General features: G+C 69.2%; 15 protein-coding genes and 4 tRNA genes. 13 read left to right on the top strand and 6 right to left on the bottom strand.

Annotated elements, in window-relative coordinates; genetic code table 11:
• The first annotated feature begins 52 nt into the window (after positions 1-52).
• Positions 53-805, top strand: a complete 753-nt coding sequence (locus ACWEKR_RS02830) for an alpha/beta fold hydrolase (protein WP_452352969.1) — start codon at positions 53-55, stop codon at positions 803-805.
• 79 nt (positions 806-884) lie between these two features.
• On the opposite strand, the gene ACWEKR_RS02835 is transcribed toward ACWEKR_RS02830, so the two are convergent.
• Entirely contained in the window at positions 885-2,111 is a 1,227-nt protein-coding gene (locus tag ACWEKR_RS02835) for an MFS transporter (protein ID WP_452352970.1), read from the bottom strand.
• A gap of 159 nt (positions 2,112-2,270) precedes the next feature.
• Here ACWEKR_RS02835 and ACWEKR_RS02840 point away from each other — a divergent pair, with 159 nt between their 5' ends.
• The 3 genes from ACWEKR_RS02840 (at position 2,271) to ACWEKR_RS02850 (ending at position 6,529) form a co-directional block, all read left to right on the top strand.
• Entirely contained in the window at positions 2,271-3,503 is a 1,233-nt protein-coding gene (locus ACWEKR_RS02840) for a cytochrome P450 family protein (protein WP_452352971.1), read from the top strand.
• Positions 3,504-3,561: 58 nt separating this feature from the next.
• Complete coding sequence (locus ACWEKR_RS02845) at positions 3,562-5,121, top strand: flavin-containing monooxygenase (protein ID WP_452352972.1); 1,560 nt, start codon at positions 3,562-3,564, stop codon at positions 5,119-5,121.
• Between the two features lie 436 nt (positions 5,122-5,557).
• Positions 5,558-6,529, top strand: coding sequence for a LysR family transcriptional regulator (locus ACWEKR_RS02850; protein ID WP_452352973.1), 972 nt, complete (start codon positions 5,558-5,560; stop codon positions 6,527-6,529).
• Here ACWEKR_RS02850 and ACWEKR_RS02855 read toward each other — a convergent pair.
• Positions 6,496-7,539, bottom strand: coding sequence for a hypothetical protein (locus ACWEKR_RS02855; RefSeq protein WP_452352974.1), 1,044 nt, complete (start codon positions 7,537-7,539; stop codon positions 6,496-6,498). The two genes, ACWEKR_RS02850 and ACWEKR_RS02855, sit on opposite strands and share 34 nt — an antisense overlap.
• 542 nt (positions 7,540-8,081) lie before the next feature.
• Here ACWEKR_RS02855 and ACWEKR_RS02860 point away from each other — a divergent pair.
• Complete coding sequence (locus tag ACWEKR_RS02860) at positions 8,082-9,026, top strand: hypothetical protein (protein ID WP_452352975.1); 945 nt, start codon at positions 8,082-8,084, stop codon at positions 9,024-9,026.
• On the opposite strand, the gene ACWEKR_RS02865 is transcribed toward ACWEKR_RS02860, so the two are convergent.
• From ACWEKR_RS02865 to ACWEKR_RS02880, 4 genes are all read right to left on the bottom strand, one after another.
• Entirely contained in the window at positions 8,992-10,221 is a 1,230-nt protein-coding gene (locus ACWEKR_RS02865; RefSeq protein WP_452352976.1) for a sigma factor-like helix-turn-helix DNA-binding protein, read from the bottom strand. The genes ACWEKR_RS02860 and ACWEKR_RS02865 overlap by 35 nt on opposite strands.
• Positions 10,222-10,513: 292 nt before the next feature.
• Positions 10,514-10,588: transfer RNA gene (locus tag ACWEKR_RS02870), tRNA-Val, on the bottom strand.
• A 1-nt stretch (position 10,589) separates the two neighbouring features.
• A tRNA-Cys gene (locus ACWEKR_RS02875) sits at positions 10,590-10,660 on the bottom strand.
• 43 nt (positions 10,661-10,703) lie between these two features.
• Positions 10,704-10,776, bottom strand: a tRNA-Gly gene (locus ACWEKR_RS02880).
• A 384-nt stretch (positions 10,777-11,160) separates the two neighbouring features.
• Between ACWEKR_RS02880 and ACWEKR_RS02885 the strand changes: the two genes are divergently transcribed.
• From ACWEKR_RS02885 to pgsA, 8 genes are all read left to right on the top strand, one after another.
• Positions 11,161-11,232, top strand: a tRNA-Val gene (locus ACWEKR_RS02885).
• A gap of 322 nt (positions 11,233-11,554) precedes the next feature.
• Complete coding sequence (locus ACWEKR_RS02890; protein ID WP_452352977.1) at positions 11,555-13,783, top strand: SulP family inorganic anion transporter; 2,229 nt, start codon at positions 11,555-11,557, stop codon at positions 13,781-13,783.
• Between the two features lie 244 nt (positions 13,784-14,027).
• A complete protein-coding gene (locus ACWEKR_RS02895; protein ID WP_452352978.1) occupies positions 14,028-16,277 on the top strand; it encodes a solute carrier family 23 protein in 2,250 nt (749 codons plus the stop codon).
• 100 nt (positions 16,278-16,377) lie between these two features.
• Positions 16,378-16,809 (top strand): TIGR02611 family protein, encoded by a 432-nt coding sequence (locus ACWEKR_RS02900; protein ID WP_452352979.1) that lies wholly within the window; start codon positions 16,378-16,380, stop codon positions 16,807-16,809.
• On the top strand, positions 16,806-17,417 hold the full coding sequence (locus ACWEKR_RS02905; protein ID WP_452352980.1) for a (2Fe-2S)-binding protein: 612 nt from the start codon (positions 16,806-16,808) through the stop codon (positions 17,415-17,417). The genes ACWEKR_RS02900 and ACWEKR_RS02905 overlap by 4 nt, the downstream gene beginning before the upstream one ends.
• A gap of 244 nt (positions 17,418-17,661) precedes the next feature.
• A complete protein-coding gene (thrS, locus tag ACWEKR_RS02910) occupies positions 17,662-19,725 on the top strand; it encodes a threonine--tRNA ligase (RefSeq protein ID WP_452352981.1) in 2,064 nt (687 codons plus the stop codon).
• Positions 19,722-20,321 carry an HIT family protein gene (locus ACWEKR_RS02915; protein ID WP_195083652.1) on the top strand — a complete coding sequence of 200 codons (600 nt, stop codon included), beginning with the start codon at positions 19,722-19,724 and terminating at the stop codon, positions 20,319-20,321. The genes thrS and ACWEKR_RS02915 overlap by 4 nt, the downstream gene beginning before the upstream one ends.
• Before the next feature lie 23 nt (positions 20,322-20,344).
• A complete protein-coding gene (gene pgsA / locus ACWEKR_RS02920; protein ID WP_452352982.1) occupies positions 20,345-21,040 on the top strand; it encodes a phosphatidylinositol phosphate synthase in 696 nt (231 codons plus the stop codon).
• The last annotated feature ends 66 nt before the right edge of the window (positions 21,041-21,106 follow it).

Consider the following 21,106-nt stretch of genomic DNA (forward strand, 5'->3'; position numbering starts at 1 on the left):
CCGAACGGCCGCTTCGGCTGTCCGTGGCCGCGGTGTGCACTACGATCCCGGCATGGCGAAGTTTGAGACATGGGACGGCCTGGAACTCAATTACCGGGTCTGGGAGGGCGGGGGCGTCCCGGTCGTGCTGCAACACGGAGTGGTCGCGGACACCAACGCGAACTGGATGAGCACCGGTGTGGTCGCCGCGCTGCAATCCGCCGGGCACACCGTGGTTTCCCTGGACGCACGCGGCCACGGTCGTTCCGACAAGCCGCACGAGGCGGCGCGTTACTCGTGGCATGCCATGGCGCGTGACGTGCGCGCGCTCTACGACGAGCTGGGCTTCGAGGAAGTGGTGCAGGTCGGGTACTCGATGGGCGGCGTGGTCTCGCTGCTGGTGGCCGCGACCGACGAGCGGGTGCGGCGGCTGGTGGTCGGTGGCATCGGGTCGGGCGTGCTGGACTGCGGCGGCGTCGACCGCCGCGTGATCGACCTACCCGATCTACAGGCCGCGATGACCGGAGACGGGGCGGGAGCGTCGCCGACCGCGAAGATGTTCCGCGTGCTGGCCGACGCGGTGCACGCCGACGTGGACGCCATTCACGCGGTGGCGACAGGCCTCGACGATCGTCCCATCGAGACCCTGGCCGACATCACCGTGCCTGCGCTGGTGCTGGCGGGCGACAACGATCCGTTCGCCGCCGAACCGGAGCGGCTCGCCGCGGCCCTGCCGGACGGCGCACTCGCCGTGGTGCCCGGCGACCATCTGATGGCGGTGGTGAACCCCGCCTTCCATGCGGCGCTCGTCGAATTCCTGCGCTGAGTCCGGCCTCAGTCCATTCCTTCCGCCGCTGACGGCGATGCCGGAGTCGCCTACGGCTCGCGCTCGGGGCCGGCGCGGCCTACCCGCCGGTCGACCCTGGTGCGGTGGGCTGGTCCAGTGTTCCCGGACGTGTCCCGTTCGCGATGCGATGAGAGTGGAAGACCCGGGAGAGCGCTAGCAGGGCTACCGCGAACAGCAGGGGGATCACGAATCCCGCGCGGTGTCCCACGCTCGCCGCGACCGCGCCGACCAAGCCGCCGCCCAGCAGGGTTCCCGCATAGTTGAACAGGTTGAGACGCGCGATCAGTGCGTCGAGTTCGCGTCCGGTCGCGAGTTGCCCGGCCGCGCTGAAACACAGCGGTGCGATCACGGGCAGGCCCGCGCCCGCGACCAGAAAACCCGCGATCGCGACCGCCGGACTCGGCGCGGCCACCACGAGCGTGAGACCGCAGACCCCGGTGGCCGCGGCGGCCCGGACCACGTTGCGCGGACCGAAACGGCGCACCAGCGAATCGCCTGCGGCTCGGGCGACCAGCGATGTGCCCTGGTACGCGGCGAAGGCGAGCGCCGCGGTCGCCGAACCGGCGAGCAGGTCGTCGGTGAGATACAAGGCCGACCAGTTGCCCACCGCCAGGTCGACGGCGAAGACGAACGCGGCCGCGATTCCGAACGCGAGGTACGCGCGCAAGGCGACGGCCGGACCGGGCGCGGCGGTCTCGCGAGGACTCGTCTCCGCGTCCCGCACTCCGAGCAGTCCAGGCCCGAGGATCCCGCCGAGCACCAGCACGATCGCCGCGGCCGCGAGCAGCGATGCGCGCAGTGGCACCCCCAGCGCCTCGCACCCCGAGACGAACAACGCCCCCGCTATCGTTCCCGCGCTCCACGAGGCGTAGAACGACGACAGGATGAACGTCCCGTACCCGTGCTGGATGAACACCGCCTGCATATTGGTGCTCGCGTCGACGACGCCGACCGCGATCCCGTAGCAGCCGAGCGCGGCCACCAGCAGCGCCGTGTTCGGCGCGAACGCCGCCGCCGAACCGGTGACGGCGACGAGCAGCAGCCCGATCCGCACCGCCGCGCGGCTGGACCAGCACAGCGCCAGCCGCTCCGCCAGGACGCTGCCGCCGCCCGCCAGCAACGAGATCAGCACCACCGAGACGGCGATCAGTCCGTCCGACAGGCCGAAGCGTGCTTTTTGCTGCGGCAATTCGGTCAGCACGACGGCGAGGAAGAAGCCCTGCGCGCCGAACGCGAAGGAGTTCGCGACGCGGGCGCGCCGCAGGACGGGGGCGATCGAATTCACCGGCGCAGGGTAGCCGGAGGCGCACGACGGCGCGTTTCGATCCGGGCGGGCAACGGTGCTCGCGCGGGACCTCCGCTCGCGCGGCCTGGCAGTGCGCCGTGATCGGTGTCACCATCGAAGGGCCGCAACGACACTCGCGAACCGAGGGGGACCGACCGGATGAGAGAGCTGCCCGCGGATTTCTTTCGCGCGCCACACGCCTTCTACCAGCAGCTGCGCGCCGAGGGGCCGGTGCACCGGATCCGGTTGCGCACCGGCGTCCGCGCCTGGCTGGTGGTCGACTACGACGCCGCCAAAGAGATCCTGCGCCATCCCGGTGTCTGCAAGGATCCGCACAATCCGGTGGGCGCCCACGCACGACGCTCGGCCGCGGGCGGCAGCGGCGTCACGGCGGTCAACCAGCGTCTCAGCCACCATCTGCTCAACGCCGACCCGCCACAGCACTCGCGGCTGCGCAAACTCGTCGTCCCGGCGTTCGCGCCCGCGCGGATGGCGGCCCTCGCGCCACGAGTCGAGGCGATCGCGGACGATCTGCTCGACGCGATCGATCGGACCGGGGGCGGCGTGCCGGTCGACCTGCTCGCGGAGTACGCGTTCCCGTTGCCGATCACGGTGATCTGCGAACTGCTCGGCGTGCCGGTCGAGGACCGCGCGCGTTTCCGGGAGTGGTCGACGGCCGTGGTGGACACGCCCATGTCCACACCGGAGGGCATACGCAGCGCTACCGATGCGATCGTCGGCTACTTCGACGGCCTGATCGCCCGACGGCGCGCAGAGGGGCTGGGCGAGGATCTGATCTCGCAACTGCTACTCGCCACCGAGGAGGGTGACCGGCTCAGCCCGGACGAGCTGATCTCCATGGCCTTCCTCATCCTGGTGGCCGGTCACGAGACCACGGTGAACCTGATCGGCAACACCGTGCTGGAACTGCTGACCGATCCGTCCCGCTATCAGGCGCTGCGCGACGATCCCACGGGTGTGACGCCGCTGGTGGAGGAGATGCTGCGCTACAACGGGCCGGTCAACGTCGCGACCCTGCGCTACACGACCACGCCGGTCGAGTTCGGGGGCAGCGTCATCCCGGAAGGGGAGCTGGTGCTGGTCTCCGTGGCGTCGGCCAACCGCGACGAACGTCACTTCACCGCTCCGGGGATCTTCGACCCGGAACGCGGCGCGAACGGCCACCTGGCCTTCGGCCACGGCATCCATTACTGCCTCGGGGCGGGACTGGCCCGGCTCGAGGCGCGCATCGCGCTGACCCGCCTGATCCGGCGCTATCCGCTGCTGCGGCCCGCGATCGACGACGTGGACCTGCGGTGGCGGGAGAGCATCCTGATCCGCGGGCTGCTCGAGCTCCCAGTGGTCCCCGTGCGTGCGCCCGCGGTGCGCTGACGAGCGGATTCGGTCCACCGACTTTGCTGTGCGCCGTCGGCGACGTAGCCTCTTGCGCATGACAAGCGGAAGCCGCATCGGGATCGTCGGTGCGGGTATCGCAGGTCTCGCCTGCGCGAAAGTATTGCAACAGGAGGGTTTTCCGGTCGAAATCTTCGACCGCGCACCCGATGTCGGTGGCGTGTGGAGTGCGACCCGGCGATACCCGGGACTGCGAACGCAGAACTCCAAGGACACCTACCACTTCTCCGACTTTCCGATGCCGGGCGACTACCCGCGGGTTCTCGACGGGCAGCACATGCAGGCATATCTGGCCGCCTACGCCGAGCGCTTCGGGCTGACCGAGCACTTGCGGCCGCGCACCGAGGTGGTCGCCGCCGATCCGGTGGACAGCGGCTGGTTGCTGGAAATTCGCGACGAGAGCGGAGTCCACCGGGCCTCGTGCGACCACCTGGTGATCGCCAACGGCGTATTCAGTGAGCCCGCCATGCCGGAGTACCACGGCGCCGACTGGTTCCGCGCCGCGGGCGGGCGTCTGTGCCATTCCTCGGAGTTCACCGACCTGGAGTCGGTGCGCGGCAAGTCGGTCGTCGTCGTGGGGTACGGCAAGTCCGCCTGCGACATCGCCACCGCGGTGAGCGAGGTCGCGGCGTCCACCTCGGTCGTGGCGCGGCGGCTGTTCTGGAAGATGCCGCGCAAGCTGGCGCGGGTCATCGACTACGAACGGTTGATGCTGACCCGCTTCGGCGAGGCCCACTTCCACTACCTACGGCCCCGCTGGATGGATCGGTTCCTGGACGGTCCCGGTGAATCCGTGCGGATCAGCAATTTCGATCTGATCCAGGAACTCGTCACCAAGCACTCGAACCTGCGCGAACTCGACTTGGTGCCCACCGGGCGATTCGAGGAGATCGCCGAGAGCACCGTCAGCCTTGTCAGCGACGGCTTCTACGAGCAGGTGGCCAGCGGACGCATCACGGTGCATCGGGACACGACCATCACCGAGATGGGCGGCGGCCAGAAGGCGGCGCCCGGGATCCGGCTGTCCACCGGGCAGGTGCTGCAGGCCGACGTCGTGATCTGCGCGACCGGCTTCCAGCAGCGGGTTCCCTTCCTCACCCCGTACATCCAGCGCAGGCTGACCGACGAGCACGGCAACTTCCGCCTGCATCGGCAGATCCTGCCGTTGGGGGTCCCGAATCTGACCTTCGCCGGCTACAACTCCTCGACGATCAGCACGCTCAGCGCCGAAGTCGCCGCGCACTGGACCGCCGCGTTGCTCACCGGCAGGCTGCACCTTCCGCCCGCCGAGCAACTCGACGAGCAGATCGACGCCCGCCTGCGCTGGATGGAGGAACGCACGCGCGGCCGCCACGCGCACGGCACCGCGGTCGTCCCGTTCTCCATCCAGAACATCGACGAGATGCTCGCCGACCTGAAGTTCCGCCTGCCACTGCACACGCGAGCGGCGCAGGTGTTCCGCCGGATCAAGCCGGAGTCCTACCGGGGACTTGCCACCCGTCGCAAGCCCGGGCCGGGGCCGACGGCGCGCCCGACGGCGCCGATCGAGGCGGAACTGCTGCCCTACGAGGGCGACAGCCGCCGGGTCAGCCACTAGGCGACCGTGACCGGTCCGCTCACTCGGTAGGACGCGCGGCGGACGGGTACCGCACGCCGGTCGCGGTGATCGTCGGCTGCGAGTGGTGTGTGCGCACGTTTGCATCGACTGCCGAAAACCGCGTGTGCCGCCGCGCGACTCCGACAGAGACATCCGATGCTCGACCCGAGTGGGGGTGACGCGGGCGCACCACCGTATCCGGTGCGCGCACCGATGGAGTGCGTCACGGCTCGCCAGCCGACGGTGCCCGGGGTAGATGCGCAGGTCAGCGCGCCGTTGCCAACTCGGGACGGCGTACGGGTGGAAGCGATTGCGGGTGCGACCGCGGACGGTTCCCTCGCTGGGCCCTCCGGCCTTGCCACCCGGGTCGGACTCGCCCCGGGTTATCGCGTGCGCAATACCGGGGGCCGCTGGTTGCGTTGGCGATAATCCAAGGGTGGAAGCGCTGGACATGAATCTCCTCGTGGCCCTCGACGCACTGCTGGACACCAACAGCGTCACCCTGGCCGCGGAGCGCCTACACACCTCGCCGCCCGCGATGAGCCGCACGCTGGCCAAGTTGCGCGGCGTGCTCGGTGACCCGCTGCTCGTGCGCGCGGGCCGCAATCTGGTACCCACGCCACGCGCTCTGGAATTGCGTTACGAGGTCAGCACCCTGGTCGAGCAGGGACGCGCGCTTCTGACACCGCGTAACGACCTCGACCCGGCCGCGCTGCGCCGGACGTTCGCGGTGCAGGCCGGCGATATGGTGCTGAGCGAACTGGCCGGGCCCCTCCTGTCCGCGGTACGGGCCCAGGCCCCGGGCGTGACGCTGCGATTCCTGCCCGACACCGTGGAGGGCACCGCCGCGTTGCGGGACGGCCGGGTCGACCTCGAAGTCGGTGTGATCGACCACACCGACCCGGAGACGACCGTGCGCCGCGTGCTCACCGACCGCGTGATCGGAGTAGCCGCCGCCGACCATCCTTTGGTCACCGATCGCGTCACCGTCGCCGCGTACGCGGCAGCGCCGCATCTGAGCGTCTCGCGCACCGGCCGTTCGCATGGCCCGATCGACGACCGCTTGGCTCTGCACGGCCGCACCCGCCGGGTGGTGGCCACCGTACCGACGCTGGCCAGCGCGCTGTTCGCGGTGCGCGGCAGCGACTTGGTCTGCCCCGCGCCCGCCCTGCTGAGCGCCGCCACATTGCCCGCGATCGGTCTTGCCGCGTTCGAGATACCGCTGCCGCTACCCGAGGTCGCTATCGGGATGGCATGGCACCCGCGCAACACCGCCGACGGGGGGCACCGCTGGTTGCGCGATCTAGTGCAGGAGATGCTGCTGCGTTCTTCGGCGGCGGCGCGTCCGCCGAAGCGGAAGCGCGCCAGAGCCGCTCAGGAAACCGGCGGCGGGCTGGAGAGCCGATAGTCGGCCGGTCTGCGCTGCGCTTCGGTGCGCTCGGACTGATATCCGTTCGTGGTCGACTCGCCCGGCGTGGGCCCGAAGACGTCGGTCCGGCCCAGCGGAGCCGCTGCCGTGCGCTTGAGTTCGTCCAGCATGGCCTGCAACTTGTCCACGTGCGTGTTCTCGACCGGAGTCCGGTCGTCCACGCCGGCGCGGTGCGCGCCGGTGAGTCCCGTGCCCGTGGCGTCGGCTACCGCACCGTTCTCCGAGCCGCTGTGCTTCGTGGTCGCGGCGGAGGCGACGATGCTCTCGTACGGGGCGTTCTCGGCGGGGGAGTACGAGCCCGCGGCAGGGGCGGGCTCACGCGAGGCCGGGAAGGTCTGTCGCTGTCCGGTGCCGGGATCGCGCGGGGTGGGCGCGGTGAAGGACGAGAGGGGTTCTCGCGGTGCCGGCGTGGTGAAAGTGGGCTCACGCTGGGGAGGGGTGAAATCGGACGCGGGGTTGCCGGAGGCGGTGAAGCCCTGCGTGGAGCCGGTGTTCGAGTCGAGTGCGGTCAGCGTGGGCTCGCGGGGCGGCGTGTAGCTCGTCGGCGCAGCGGGACTCGGCTCGGGCGCCGCGTGCACCGGCTCACGCGGTATCCCGTTCCGGGTGCCGGCCGGGTCGGGTGACTCGCTCTTCGGTGCCGTGGGTTCGGCGCTGTGCTCCGGCCTGCGCGCGCTCGACCGCCTCGCGGCGGCCCGGGGCAGCGGGGCGGCCGGGCGCTGGGTCGGTTCTCGATCCTCCGGCGCCGGGTCTGCACCGGATTCCAGCCGTTCCACCCTGGCGTCGAGACCCGAAATGTCCTGTCCGGCACCGAAAGCCCACGCCTCGAGCTTGGCCAACCGCCCCTCGACGGTCGGTTCGCTCACCACGGCCTGCGCACCGTCGATGCGTGCCGCCACCGCGTCCAGCTTCTCGCTGACCTCTCGGAGAGCCGACGCGATACTCGACAGCATCGCGCCGATCGACTCGCCGGTCTGCTGACCGTGCTCCATCCCGTACCCACTTCCCCGTATCGGCCCAGCTCGCACTCGGCCGGACGATTCTATCCGCCCAGTTGGACATCCGCGGCTCGCGAAGAATCGGCGGTACACCGATCCAAGACCTGATCGCTGCAGCCTAGGCCCCCGGAAATACCCCCCGGCAGGCGGATTACGCGACGACCCGCTTTGTCCGGAACAGGCCGACACATCCGATCCGGCATTATCCGCCCGATCCGCGGCCCGCGCGAATCCACGCGTCGGGTGACCGCGAGGGTGCGTCGCGCGGCCGTCCCGTGTCCGGTCCCCGGAGGGCCGGGCGCGGCGCGGAATGGCGGCAACTGTCAATCCGTCGATATCAGAAGCGCCGATGCCGCTCCGTGGCATGATGAAAGCCCTTGTGCCGCAGAGTGCGACGCCATTGCCGTGGATCGGGTATGCGCGTGGCACACCCGAGCGCGGGGTAGACGAGGCTGGCGAGGTTGCCGAGTCTGACGCACTCTTGATCTATGGCGTAGGTCGCCGGGCCTGCGGTGGTTGTGCAGGGGAGTGGTCGCGTGAGAACGAAGCAGCGGGCGGAGATCGCCTGCGGGCGCCGAGCGATGCTCGCCGAATTGGGTATCGGAGAGGCTTCCGGCCGTACCCGCGGATCGAAGACCGGATATGCCTGCGGGTGTCCGGAATGCGCCGCCGCGCAGTGGGATATGCGGCGGCTGAAGTACTGGTTGTGCGGCAGGCTGCTGGCCTACGGTGCCGACGAGGCCGAAGTGGACGGGCGCATCGGGACGCTGCCGGTGGATGTGTACTGGCGTAAGGGCGACCGGGTCTACGCCATCGAGGTGCGCAGCGGCCCGGTGGAGCGAGGGCTCGCGCGAGAGCACACCGAGCGGCTGCGCGCGGAAGGCTGCACGGATGTGCTGTGGCTGTGCCCGCCCGGTTACTGGGTGCCGTATCTGCATGCGCTGGGCATCGCGGACTTCGCTCCGGCCGCCTGTGATTACCGCGCGGTCACCGGTGTGCTGGATACCGAGCACGCGATGGCGGCGCCGCGGCGCGAGCCGGTCGAACTGCGCGAATTCATCGCGGGCTGGGTGCGCGGCGAATACGTCTGGGGCTATCGCGACGAGAGGACAGGAGGCTGGGCCACCGTGACCGACTGGGAGTACCACACGAAGACACAGGCCACGGTCATCGCTCGGCAGCGCCAGGAACTGGTCAACCAGCGCACGGCGCTCGCGGTGGCCCGGAAGTCGTTACGCGACAAGCAGAAACATCTGCTGAAGCTGACCACGCGGCTGGAGCGCGCGGAGCTGGACGCGCAGAAACGGGCCGACGCCCTCGCCACCGCCCAGCGCACGATCGCCGATCACGATCGGCTCGACAAGGCCTTGCGCAACACGATCGCCAATCTCGAGGTGACCATCGGCCGCTGGCAGTTGATCACCATCTGCGCGATGCTGCTGATCGTCACGTTCCTGGCGGCGGCGATGGTGGTGCGCTGAGCCGGAAGGGCGCTCGGTCCCAGCGCCATTCGTGGCGCAGCACCAGTGCGAGGAAGTCCAGCAGTTCCAGGCCGGTCTTCGCGCGCACCTCGCGGAGTGCGGCCCAGTGCACGGGGCCGCGCTCGACGAGGTCACGCAGCATCCGCTCGCTCGCGGCGTCGACGGGGCGTGTGCGCAGATCCCGGATGCCGATGCGACTGCCGGTCCAGATCAGCCACCCCCACCCGTTGGCGTGCGCATGCGCTCGGCCTGCGGCGGCTTTCACCCGGTTGACATGGAAGGCCACGTGGCCGAGCGGAACTACGTCGATCAACACCGTGCGGCCGTCGGTGAGCCGGGCGACGATGCTCGGATAGTGCATCCGCTCGGCGCCGTCGAGGCCGTAGACGACCGCCACGGGTTGCTCTTGGAATGTCTCGACCTGGTCGCCGGCGTTCAGGATCCCCAACAGCCTGGCCTCCAGACCGGAGTCGAACGGCACATCGCGACCGACCTTGTCCAGGTAGAAGTGGCCACGGCCGTCGTCATCGCTGTCCACGGTGCGCGCGAAGGTGGTGGGGATGGCGGCCGGTGCGCCGGCGCGGGGCCAGTCGACCTGGTCGAGCCAGGGATTCAACTGAATCGTCGCGCGCGGCTCGGCGTCGTACAGTTTGGCCAGACGCCGGTTGGTCTTCTTTTGCCAGGCCGCGATGCGCTGGGTGACGAACCCGGCGACCCGCTTCGCGTCCTCCGCCGCGTGCCCGGCCAGTCGCAGTTTCAGGTACGACAGCTCGGTCGCCGCGATATCGGTGTCGGTCGCGTACGTCTCCACCAGCAGCGCGCGGGTCAATTGCCGATCCCGCGCGTCCAGGGGGTAGCGCGCGGACAGGACCGCGGCGGCGCGATGCCCGGACAACTGCGCCATCCGGATCATCTGCCCGACCGCTTTGGTGTGTAGTTGCCGCACCCGGTCACGGGAGAGGTCGTAGCGAGCGCCGATGCGGGCCAGCGTCTCGGGCTTCTCCCCGGTGATCCCGAGCCGAGCCGTCAGCAGGTCGCCGTCCTTGGCCTTCTCGCCGGCGCGCAGGGCGACCAGCTCGCCGAGCACCTCGTTCACCTCTTCGAGCTCGAACGAGATGTCGTCGCGTAGATCGAGCGACTCGGGGTCGTCGTCATCCGGTGCCGCTCCCGGCGCGACCTCCGTACTGATCGTCACGCGACAACCCCCTGACTCGGCTCGGGCACTGTGCGCCACAGCGTATCCCTACCCACCGACACCGGCCCTCCGCAACCGTGCCGGCCGCTTCAAGGGTTCGGTGCCCGTTCGGGGCATTGCCACGGCACGGTTTGGGGCTGGGGATTGTCTTCGGCGATTCTTCTGACGATTGTGAACGTCGGTCGAGTCTCGGAGTCACACGGCGGTATTTCCGGTTACGACGAAAACGTGGCGTTCGTGGGCACAAACGAAGTCAGACCCGGCGAAAACCGGGTCTGACCTGGTGAGACGGTGGTGCGCGATACTGGGATTGAACCAGTGACCTCTTCCGTGTCAGGGAAGCGCTCTCCCGCTGAGCTAATCGCGCGAGGTGGAGACGGGAATCGAACCCGTGTGCACGGCTTTGCAGGCCGTTGCCTCACCACTCGGCCACTCCACCGCGCAAAGGGGGACGGCGTAATGTTGCCTGGCCCTACCTCTCGAGCGGATGACGGGATTCGAACCCGCGACCCTCACCTTGGCAAGGTGATGCGCTACCAGCTGCGCTACATCCGCATTCTGCCTCCGCGGGGCTCGTTTCCGGCCTCCGTGGTGCGAGACAGAACATTAGCGGACGCTCGGTGAAAGGTACAAATCCGCTGGTAGAACGAAGGAAATCCAGAAGGTGGCGTCTGTGACGGCGGTGGCTCATGGGGTCGGTGGGAGAGGGGAGGCATTTCCGTCCTGAGTCTCGATGGTCGGGGTGCGGAGTGGGCCGCCCGGCTGGACGGGTCGTGACGCGTCCAGTCCTTCTCCGAGAGCCTCGGGGGTATGCGGCCGTCGCTCGGCGGAGGGCGGCGCTGCACCGTCCCTGCCCGGATGGCGATTTGGTGAACCGCCGGTGGCGCGTGCTAATGTTTCGTCTCGTCCGGAGGGCATCCCAGCCGCCGGAACCCGTAAGGTCTCATAGCTCAGCGGGAGAGCGTCCGCCTCACACGCGGAAGGTCGCTGGTTCGATCCCAGCTGGGACCACTTTCGCAAACGAGACCGGTGCAGTCGCTGCCCGGTCTTCTTTCTTCTCCGCGCCGGTCGGCGCTTTCTCGGCTTCACGTCACTCCGATGACGCGGACGCTCCTCGATGTTGCGCTGTGACCTGGATCACATTATGGTAGCGGTTGTCGTCTTCGGACCGGAAATCTTTCCGCACGCTTTGCGAAGTCTTTACTATCGTGCCGACTGCTGCCTCATGGTCGTGTTTCCGCCGACGGCCCGCACTTCGCCCGCCGCTCGCTTTCGATGCCAAGAACATGTTTGACCGATGAACCGGGGCCACCACCCTGGCGAAGGAGAAAATATGTCCACCGACACCGATTTCGCACCACGGACGTCGCCGCACGTGAACATGGCCGATCGACTGGCCGTCATCGGCCGTGCCGATCTGCCCGCTTCCATCGTGGTTTTCCTGGTCGCCCTACCTCTTTCGCTCGGGGTGGCGGTGGCCTCCGGCGCTCCGGTCGCGGCGGGCCTGATCGCCGCCGCGGTCGGCGGCATGGTGGCCGGACTGCTCGGCGGTTCCGCGATCCAGGTCAGCGGGCCCACCGCGAGCCTCACCGTGGTCGTCGCCGAGAGTGTGCACCAGTTCGGCTGGGCGGCAACCTGTTTCATCACCGTCGGTGCGGGCATGCTGCAGATCCTGTTCGGGCTGAGCCGGGTCGCCAGGGCCGCGCTGGCCATCGCACCGGTGGTCGTGCACGGCATGCTGGCGGGCATCGGCGTGGTGATCGCGCTGCAACAGGTCCATGTCCTGCTGGGTGGGGACTCGCTGAGTTCGTCGTTCGCGGCGCTGGTCGCCCTGCCCCACCAGCTGATGTCGGTGCGCACGGGCGACCTGGTCGTCGGACTCGTCGTGATCGGCATCCTGGCCGCGTGGCGCTTCGTGCCGCGGCGGGGGCGGGTGGTGCCCGGCCCGCTCGTCGCGGTGGTCGCCGCCACCCTGCTGGCGCTGGTGCTGCCCGCGCACGTCGAGCGCATCGTGCTGAACGGCTCGTTGGCGGACGCGCTGGGCCTGCCCGGCATTCCCTCCGGCGGCCCGGCGGCGGTCGCCACGACCATGGTGACGATCGCCCTCATCGCGAGCATCGAGAGCCTGTTGTCGGCCGTCGCGGTGGACAAGATGCGGCCGGGCCACCGCACCGACTTCGACCGGGAGCTGATCGGGCAGGGATCGGCCAACGTCGTGTCCGGCCTGCTCGGCGGCCTGCCGATCGCGGGGGTCATCGTGCGCAGCATCACGAACGCGACCGCCGGCGCCCGCAGCCGGGCGGCGACGGTGCTGCACGGAATCTGGATCTTGCTGTTCGCGGTCGCGCTGGCCGGGCTGGTTCGGCAGATCCCGACCGCCGCCCTGGCCGGACTGCTCATCTTCGTCGGCGTACAACTGATCAAACTGGCGCACATCCGGCTGGCCAGGCGGGCCGGTGAGATGTACGTCTACCTGGCAACGGTGCTGGGCGTGGTGTTCCTGAACCTGTTGCAGGGCATGGTGATCGGGCTGGTGCTGGCCTTCGCGCTGCTGCTGTGGCGGGTGGTGCGCGTGACAATCGTCGCGGCGCCGGTTGCCGGCGCGCGCCGATGGGTGGTCACCATCGACGGCACCTGCACCTTCCTGGCCTTGCCGAAGTTGACCGCGGAACTGGCTAAAGTCCCCACCGGCGCCGACGTGACCGTCGAGATGACCGTCGACTTCCTGGACCATGCCACGCACGAGTACCTCACCGAATGGGCTCGCGAGCGCGAATCGTCCAGCGCGACGGTGCAATTCGCTGAACTCGGCAGCGCGCGGATGGCCACCGTCTTGGCCGGGCCGCCCGAGCGCGGGCACTTCCGGCAGGTCATCGACCAGGTGATCGGGCCGTGGCGGCGGTCGGGTGATCGGGAGGACCGCATCGCGGCGGGCATCGCGGCCTATCACCGCGGCCACGCCCACGTGCTGCGCCCGCATCTGGACAAACTGCGCCATCGGCACGACGCCGACTCGTTCTTCCTCACCTGCGCGGACGCGCGGATCGTGCCGAACGTCATCACCAACAGCGGACCTGGCGACCTGTTCACCGTCCGCAACGTGGGCAATATCGTGCCGGCGCGCGGCGGGGACGTCTCGGTGGAGGCGGCCCTGATCTACGCGCTCGAGCGACTCGACGTGCGCGCGGTCGTGGTCTGCGGTCACTCCGGTTGCGGGGCTATGGAGGCGCTGCACCGCGAGGAGCGGGCGGGGGAAGGGCTCGGCGATTGGCTGGCGCACGCGCGGCCGAGCCTGGAGCGCTATCGGCTGGGACATCCGGTGGCCACCGCGGCGGCCGTGGCGGGGTTCGGGCCGGTGGACCAGCTGGGCATGGTGAACGTCGCGGTGCAACTGGAGACGCTGCACGCGCACCCGGTCGTGCGCCGGGGAGTCGAGGAACGAGGCGTGGCGGTGTCCGGATTGTTCTTCGACCTCGCCACAGCCCGGGTGATCGAGGTCATGGTCGACGGCATCGCGGAGTTCGGCGACGAAGGCCGCCTGATCGCGGCGGAAACGGCGTGACCTGGGCATTGTGCAGTAGGTCACGGTGATGACGACGACGGGACAGTGGGGAATGCCACACAATCGGCGAAGTTCTCAGGCTTTGCTAAGTCTTTACCAATACACTTGTACTCGTTTACATCTCGACTCATCGCTGTGTCGGGACTGCTTCACCGCGAGATGCCGGTTCGCGGTCTTGTGCCCTGCTGGACATGTTGATCGTCAACCGACCTCGGCGAATCAGCCGAGTCGGCGAAGGAGAGTCATGGCTATCGATCACGATTTGGCCCCGCCACCGTCACTGCCCGCACCCATGGGCTCGGGCCGCAGTTCCGGACCATTGTCCGATCGCTTCTCCGATATCCTCCGCCACGACCTGCCGTCCTCGATCGTGGTTTTCCTTGTCGCGCTGCCGCTTTCGCTAGGCATCGCGATCGCGTCCGGAGCCCCCGTCGCCGCCGGGCTCATCGCCGCCGTGATCGGCGGCATCGTCGTCGGCACGCTCGGCGGGTCGGTCCTCCAGGTGAGCGGCCCTGCCGCGGGCCTCACCGTGGTCGTTGCCGAGACGATCAACCAATTCGGCTGGCGCACTACGTGTTTCATCGTCTTCGCAGCCGGTGTCCTGCAGATTCTGCTCGGGCTCAGCCGGGTGGCCAGGGCGGCGCTCGCCGTAGCGCCCGTGGTGGTGCACGCGATGCTGGCCGGTATCGGCATCACGATCGCGCTGCAGCAGATCCATGTGCTGCTCGGTGGTTCCTCGCACAGCTCGGCCTGGCGCAACATCGTGGAACTGCCCGGTCAGCTGCTGTCCCTGCACGGAGGCGGCGCGCTGATCGGCGCGGTGGTGATCGCGATCATGGTCGGCTGGAAGTACCTGCCCGCCCGAGTGCGCGCCGTGCCCGGCCCGCTGGTCGCGGTGCTCGTCGGTACGGTGTTGTCGCTGGTGCTGCCGCTCGATGCCGAGCGCATCGTGCTCAACGGCTCGCTGTTCGACGCCATCGGCCTGCCCGCCCTGCCGCGCGGCGACTGGTCGGGTCTGGTCCTGGCCATCCTCACCATCGCCCTGATCGCCAGCGTGGAGAGCCTGCTGTCCGCGGTGGCCGTGGACAAGATGCACTCGCGCAAGCGGACCGACTTCGACCGCGAGTTGATCGGCCAGGGCTCGGCGAACGTGCTGTCCGGCCTGCTCGGCGGCCTGCCGGTCACCGGCGTCATCGTGCGCAGCGCCACCAACGTGCAGGCGGGTGCGCACAGCCGCGCCTCCGCGGTGCTGCACGGCGTCTGGGTGCTCGTGTTCTCCGTGGCGCTGGTCTCCGTGGTGGAGCAGATCCCGAAGGCCGCGCTGGCCGGTCTGCTCATCGTGATCGGCACGCAGCTGGTCAAACTGGCCCACATCAAACTGGCCCGGCGCACCGGCGACCTGCTGGTCTACGCCGTGACGGTGCTCGGTGTGGTGTTCTTGAACCTGCTCGAGGGCGTGCTGATCGGTCTGGGCCTGGCTTTCGGCCTGCTGCTGTGGCGGGTGGTCCGGGTGGCGGTCAAGGCCGAACAGGTTCCCGGTACCCAGCGCTGGCTGGTCACCATCGACGGCTCGGCCACCTTCCTCGCACTGCCGAAGCTGTCGGCGCAGTTCGCCATGATCCCTCCGGGAGCCGACGTCACGGTGGAGATGACGGTCGACTACCTGGATCACGCGGCGTTCGAGGCCATCGAGGAGTTCGCCCGCCAGCAGGTGAACAACGGAGGCAGCGTCGATTTCGTGGAGATCGGCGGGGCCAGGATGGCCAACGCCGGGGCGCAGCCGCCCGCGCGCAGCTTCGCGCGCTCGGTCTGGGACGAGATCCTCGGCCCGTGGCGGCGCGACGATCGGCCCGCCAACCCGGTCGCGGCGGGCGTCGCGGCCTACCACCGCAGCCACGCGCACGTCGTCCGGCCGCACCTGGACGAGCTGCGCGACCAGCAGGACCCGGACTCGTTCTTCCTGACCTGCTCGGACTCGCGGATCGTGCCGAACATCATCACCAACAGCGGACCGGGCGACCTGTTCACCGTCCGCAACGTGGGCAATCTGGCCCCCGCGGAGGGCGACGCGTCGGTGGAGGCCGCACTGGTGTTCGCACTCGAACAGCTGAACGTCCGCTCCATCGTCGTCTGCGGGCATTCCTCCTGCGGTGCGATGAAGGCGCTGCACACCGGCGCCGAGGTGCCCGGTGTGGACCCCTGGCTCGCGCATGCGCGACCGAGCCTGGAGCGATTCCGCACGGGCCATCCGGTCGCGGCCGCCGCGCGGGAAGCCGGTTTCGGCGAGGTCGATCAGCTGGCCATGGTGAACGTGGCGGTGCAGCTGGAGGTATTGCACCGGCATCCGGCGGTGCGCAAGGCGGTGGCCGAGCGCGGCGTGACGGTGTCGGGCCTGTTCTTCGACATCGCCAGCGCCCGGGTGGTCGAGGTGACCGAGAACGGGATCGCGCACATCGATGACGCGGGCCATCAGCCCGCTGCCGAACTCGTGTGATCGAGGCCGGACGAGTGATCCCGCCCGGGTGGCGTGCCCGGGCGGGATCGCCGTATCCGGAGACGGTTCGGTATGCCGGACTGCTCGTATCCTGGGGCACGTGACCGCAGACCTGGAAACGAGCTCGGACGATCGCCCGACCCGCTGGCGCGCCTTCCGAGCCGGGCTCGAGCGACGACCTACGCTGTATCTCGGCTACCGGATCATGGTCGCCGTCATCGGTGTGGCCGTGCTCGCGGTCGGGGTGCTCGCGATCCCCTATCCCGGTCCCGGCTGGGCGATCGTGTTCGCCGGGCTCGGCATCCTCGCCACGGAATTCGCTTGGGCGCGTAGGGCATTGGGCTGGCTGCGGGACCGGTACCGGCAATTGATGGACTGGTACTCCCGGCAGGGCCGAGCCGTGCAGGTGGCCGGTGCTGTCGGCACCGCCGCGCTGGTCGTGGCGACACTGTGGATATTGGGAACCTTCGGGCTCGTGGGTAGTTGGATCGGAGTCGAATGGGAATGGCTGCGCAGCCCCCTGCAACGGTGACCACCGTTGCGGGGCGCATGCTCACCCAACCGGAATGGCTGGCGGCGCGTATCGGTGAGATGGGCCGTTCCTGGGGCACCACGTCGCCGCGCATCGCGGGCACGTTGTGGTGGTGCATGGTCGCCTCCGCTCTGGTGGAGCAGATCGCGCGGGCGTACGCGCACGACGAGGCCGCCCCCGAAGCCGCGCTGGAGCGCCTGGACTGCGAGGTTCGCCCCGATGGCGGCATCGAGCGCGTGCGCATCCCAGGGGGCGGTCGCCCCGGCGGTGGTGCGGCGGCCCTGCACGAGACGCTCGCGACCGTCATCCCACCGGTCGCCCGAGTATCGGGTGCCGGTGTGCCGTCCTTGTGGGCGATCGTCGCCGACGCGATCGGCAACCGCGCGCTCGACGCGGGGTCCGCCGACGCGGGGGCACGGCTGGCCGCCGAGATCGGCGGCAAACTGCCGGTTCCGCGCTTCGTCGAGATCGGCGGACGCACATTCGTGCGGCGCATCTCCTGCTGTCTGGTGTTCGAAGTTCCTGGCTGCGAGATGTGCACCAGCTGTCCGAAACGCCCCGCCGCCGAACGAATCGCCCTGCTCGCGGGCCTCGCCGCCGAGAACTGACGACCGGCCGGGTGACAGCCGGCTTCACCGCCGCGCCCGTGACTCGCCCGGTATGCCCGCAGCGCCGGACCACCCGGCGGGGACTCGAACGCAAATCTCACGCCACCCGACTCGTACGGCCGAAAACCCGGCGGGACGGGTCGGCGCCGCGGGACAGTAGCATGGTCGCGCCGGACGAACATGCGATCGGCCACCATCGAGCGGGACCCAGCCCGCACCCGAGAACGCCAAGGAGAGCGCAGCCGTGACCACCTCAGCCGCCATCAGCCCAGTCGCCCTCGTACGGGTGCCGGCCGGGACGACGGCGGGCGCCGCGGTGCGTGAGGCGGGACTGCCGACGAAGGGGCCGGACACCGTCGTCGTCGTCCGGGTGGACGGTGAACTGAAGGACCTGTCGTGGACCCCGGACGCGGACGTCGACGTGGAGCCGGTGGCGGCGAACACCCCCGACGGCCGCAACGTGATCCGGCACTCCGCCGCGCACGTCCTCGCCCAGGCGGTGCAGCAGGAGTTCCCCGGTGCGAAGCTGGGCATCGGCCCGTACATCAAGGACGGGTTCTACTACGACTTCCGCGTCGAGCGGCCGTTCACCCCGGAGGATCTGGCCAAGCTGGAATCCCGGATGAAGAAGATCGTCAAAGGCGCGCAGCGGTTCTCCCGCCGGGTGGTCGAGGTCGAGGAGGCCAGGGCCGAGCTGGCCGGGGAGCCGTTCAAACTGGAGCTGATCAGCGACAAGTCGGGCATCGACGACCCGGAGGTCATGGAAGTCGGCGGCAAAGAGCTGACCATCTACGACAACCTGGATCCGCGCACCGGCGAGAAGATCTGGGGCGATCTGTGCCGCGGCCCGCACATCCCGACCACCAAGTTCATCCCGGCCTTCAAACTGACCCGCAGCTCGGCGGCCTACTGGCGTGGTGACCAGAGCCGCGAGGACCTGCAGCGCGTCTACGGCACCGCGTGGGAATCGCAGGAGGCGCTCGACGCGCACCTGCACCTGCTCGCCGAAGCCGAGCGCCGCGACCACCGCAAACTCGGCCTGGAACTGGACTTGTTCAGCTTCCCCGACGAACTCGGTTCCGGCCTGCCGGTGTTCCACCCCAAGGGCGGCATCATCCGCAAGGAACTCGAGGAGTACTCGCGCCGCAGGCACGTCGCGGCGGGCTACGAGTTCGTCAACACCCCGCACATCACCAAGGGACATCTGTTCGAGGTCTCCGGCCACCTGGACTGGTACCGCGACGGCATGTTCCCGGCGATGCACCTGGACGCCGAACTCAACGAGGACGGCACCGTCCGCAAGCCCGGCCAGGACTACTACGTCAAGCCGATGAACTGCCCGATGCACAACCTGATCTTCCGTGCCCGCGGCCGGTCGTACCGGGAGCTGCCGCTGCGGCTGTTCGAGTTCGGCTCGGTCTATCGGTACGAGAAGTCCGGCGTGGTGCACGGCCTGACCCGGGTGCGCGGCATGACGCAGGACGACGCGCACATCTACTGCACCAAAGAGCAGATGCACAGCGAACTGACCGACACGCTGCGGTTCGTGCTGGATCTGCTGAAGGATTACGGCCTCGACGACTTCTACCTCGAGCTGTCCACCAAGGACCCGAAGAAGTTCGTCGGTTCCGACGAGATCTGGGAGGAGGCCACCGAGACCCTGTCGAAGGTCGCCTCGGCCTCCGGTCTGGAACTGGTGCCCGATCCAGGTGGCGCCGCCTTCTACGGCCCGAAGATCTCCGTGCAGGCCAAGGACGCGCTCGGTCGCACCTGGCAGATGTCGACCATCCAGCTGGACTTCAACCTGCCCGAGCGTTTCGATCTGGAGTACACCGCCTCCGACGGCACCAAGCAGCGGCCGGTCATGATCCACCGGGCGCTGTTCGGCTCGATCGAGCGCTTCTTCGGTGTGCTCACCGAGCACTACGCGGGCGCGTTCCCGGCGTGGCTGTCGCCGGTGCAGGTCGTGGGCATCCCGGTCGCGGAAGCTTTCGCGGCGCACCTGGACCGGGTGATCGAGCGGTTGCAGGACGCGGGCGTGCGCGCGCAAGTGGATCGCAGCGACGACCGGATGCAGAAGAAGATCTTCAACAACACCGCCCAAAAGGTGCCGTTCATGCTGCTCGCCGGTGAGCGCGACGTGAACGCGAACGCCGTGAGCTTCCGCTTCCGCGACGGCACCCAGGTCAACGGCGTGCCGGTCGACGACGCGGTGGCCACCATCGTCGCGTGGATCGCCCATCGGGAGAACGCGTCGCCGACGGCCGAGGGTTTCGTGATTCGACCGGCGAACAAGGGTGGGGCATGAGCGAGCGTACGGTGCCGGACGGGCTCGCGGATCTGGACGGCACCGCTGCCTCGGCCGAGCCGGGCAGCATCGTGGACGCCGGCGCAGGGGAACCGGATCGGTTGCTGCGCCTGTGGACGCCGTACCGGATGTCCTACATCGCGGAGGCCGCCACCAGTGCCAAGGATTCGACCGGACACCCCTTCACCGACATCCCGAAGATGTCGGATGAGGACGGGCTGGTCGTCGCCCGGGGCGAGTTGGTGTACGCCGTGCTCAACCTGTACCCGTACAACCCGGGGCACATGATGGTGGTGCCCTACCGCAAGGTGGCGAACCTGGAGGACCTCACCGCGGCGGAGAGCGCCGAGCTGATGACCTTCACCCAGCAGGCGATCCGGGTGATGAAGAAGGTGTCCCGGCCGCACGGCTTCAACGTCGGGCTGAATCTCGGCGGCGTGGCCGGGGGGTCGCTGGCCGACCACCTGCACCAGCACATCGTGCCGCGCTGGGGTGGCGACGCGAACTTCATCACCGTCATCGGCGGGGCGAAGGTCATGCCGCAACTGCTGCGGGAGACCAGGGCGCTGCTCTCGGCGGCCTGGAAGGAGACGTAGATGAGCGACCGGGCGGAGCGGCCGTGCTGAGCTTCTTCGGCCGCGAGACGTTCGCCAAGGCGACGGCTCCGCTGGGCCGGGCGCTGGTCGGCACGGGACTCACCCCCGACGCCATGACGCTGATCGGCACGACCGCCTCCATCGTCGCGGCGGTCACGCTCTTCCCGACCGGACACCTGTTCTGGGGAACCATGGTGATCTGGTTGTTCGTCATGTTCGACATGCTCGACGGAGCCATGGCCAGAGCGCGCGGCGGCGGCACGAAATACGGCGCGGTGCTGGACGCCACCTGCGACCGGCTGGCCGACGGCGCCATCTTCGCCGGGCTGGCCTGGTGGGCGGTCTTCCACGAGCAGCACAAGCCGCTGTTCGCAGCGACGCTCGTCGTCCTGGTGACCTCGCAGGTGATCTCCTATGCCAAGGCGCGCGCCGAGGCCAGTGGGCTGTCCGCGGACGGCGGCATCATCGAGCGTCCGGACCGGCTGATCATCGTGCTGGTGGGCGCTGGATTCACCGGGATCGGCGGCTACTGGGGCATCGAGTGGCTCACCTACGCCGTGCACGTCGCCATGTGGATCCTCGCGGTGCTCAGTATCGTCACCGTCGGTCAGCGGGTGCTGGCCGTGCGCAACTCACCGGGGGCGCGCGCCGTGATCCCGGCCGGCCGCCCGCAGAGCCCGAGCGCCGGAACAGCGGGCACCACAGGACTTCCGTCGTGATCCCACCCGGGACCGGACGCCGACCGATGCACGGTGGCGTCCGGACAGTGGGGACGACGGATTGCG

The organism is Nocardia sp. NPDC004573 (assembly GCF_053602135.1).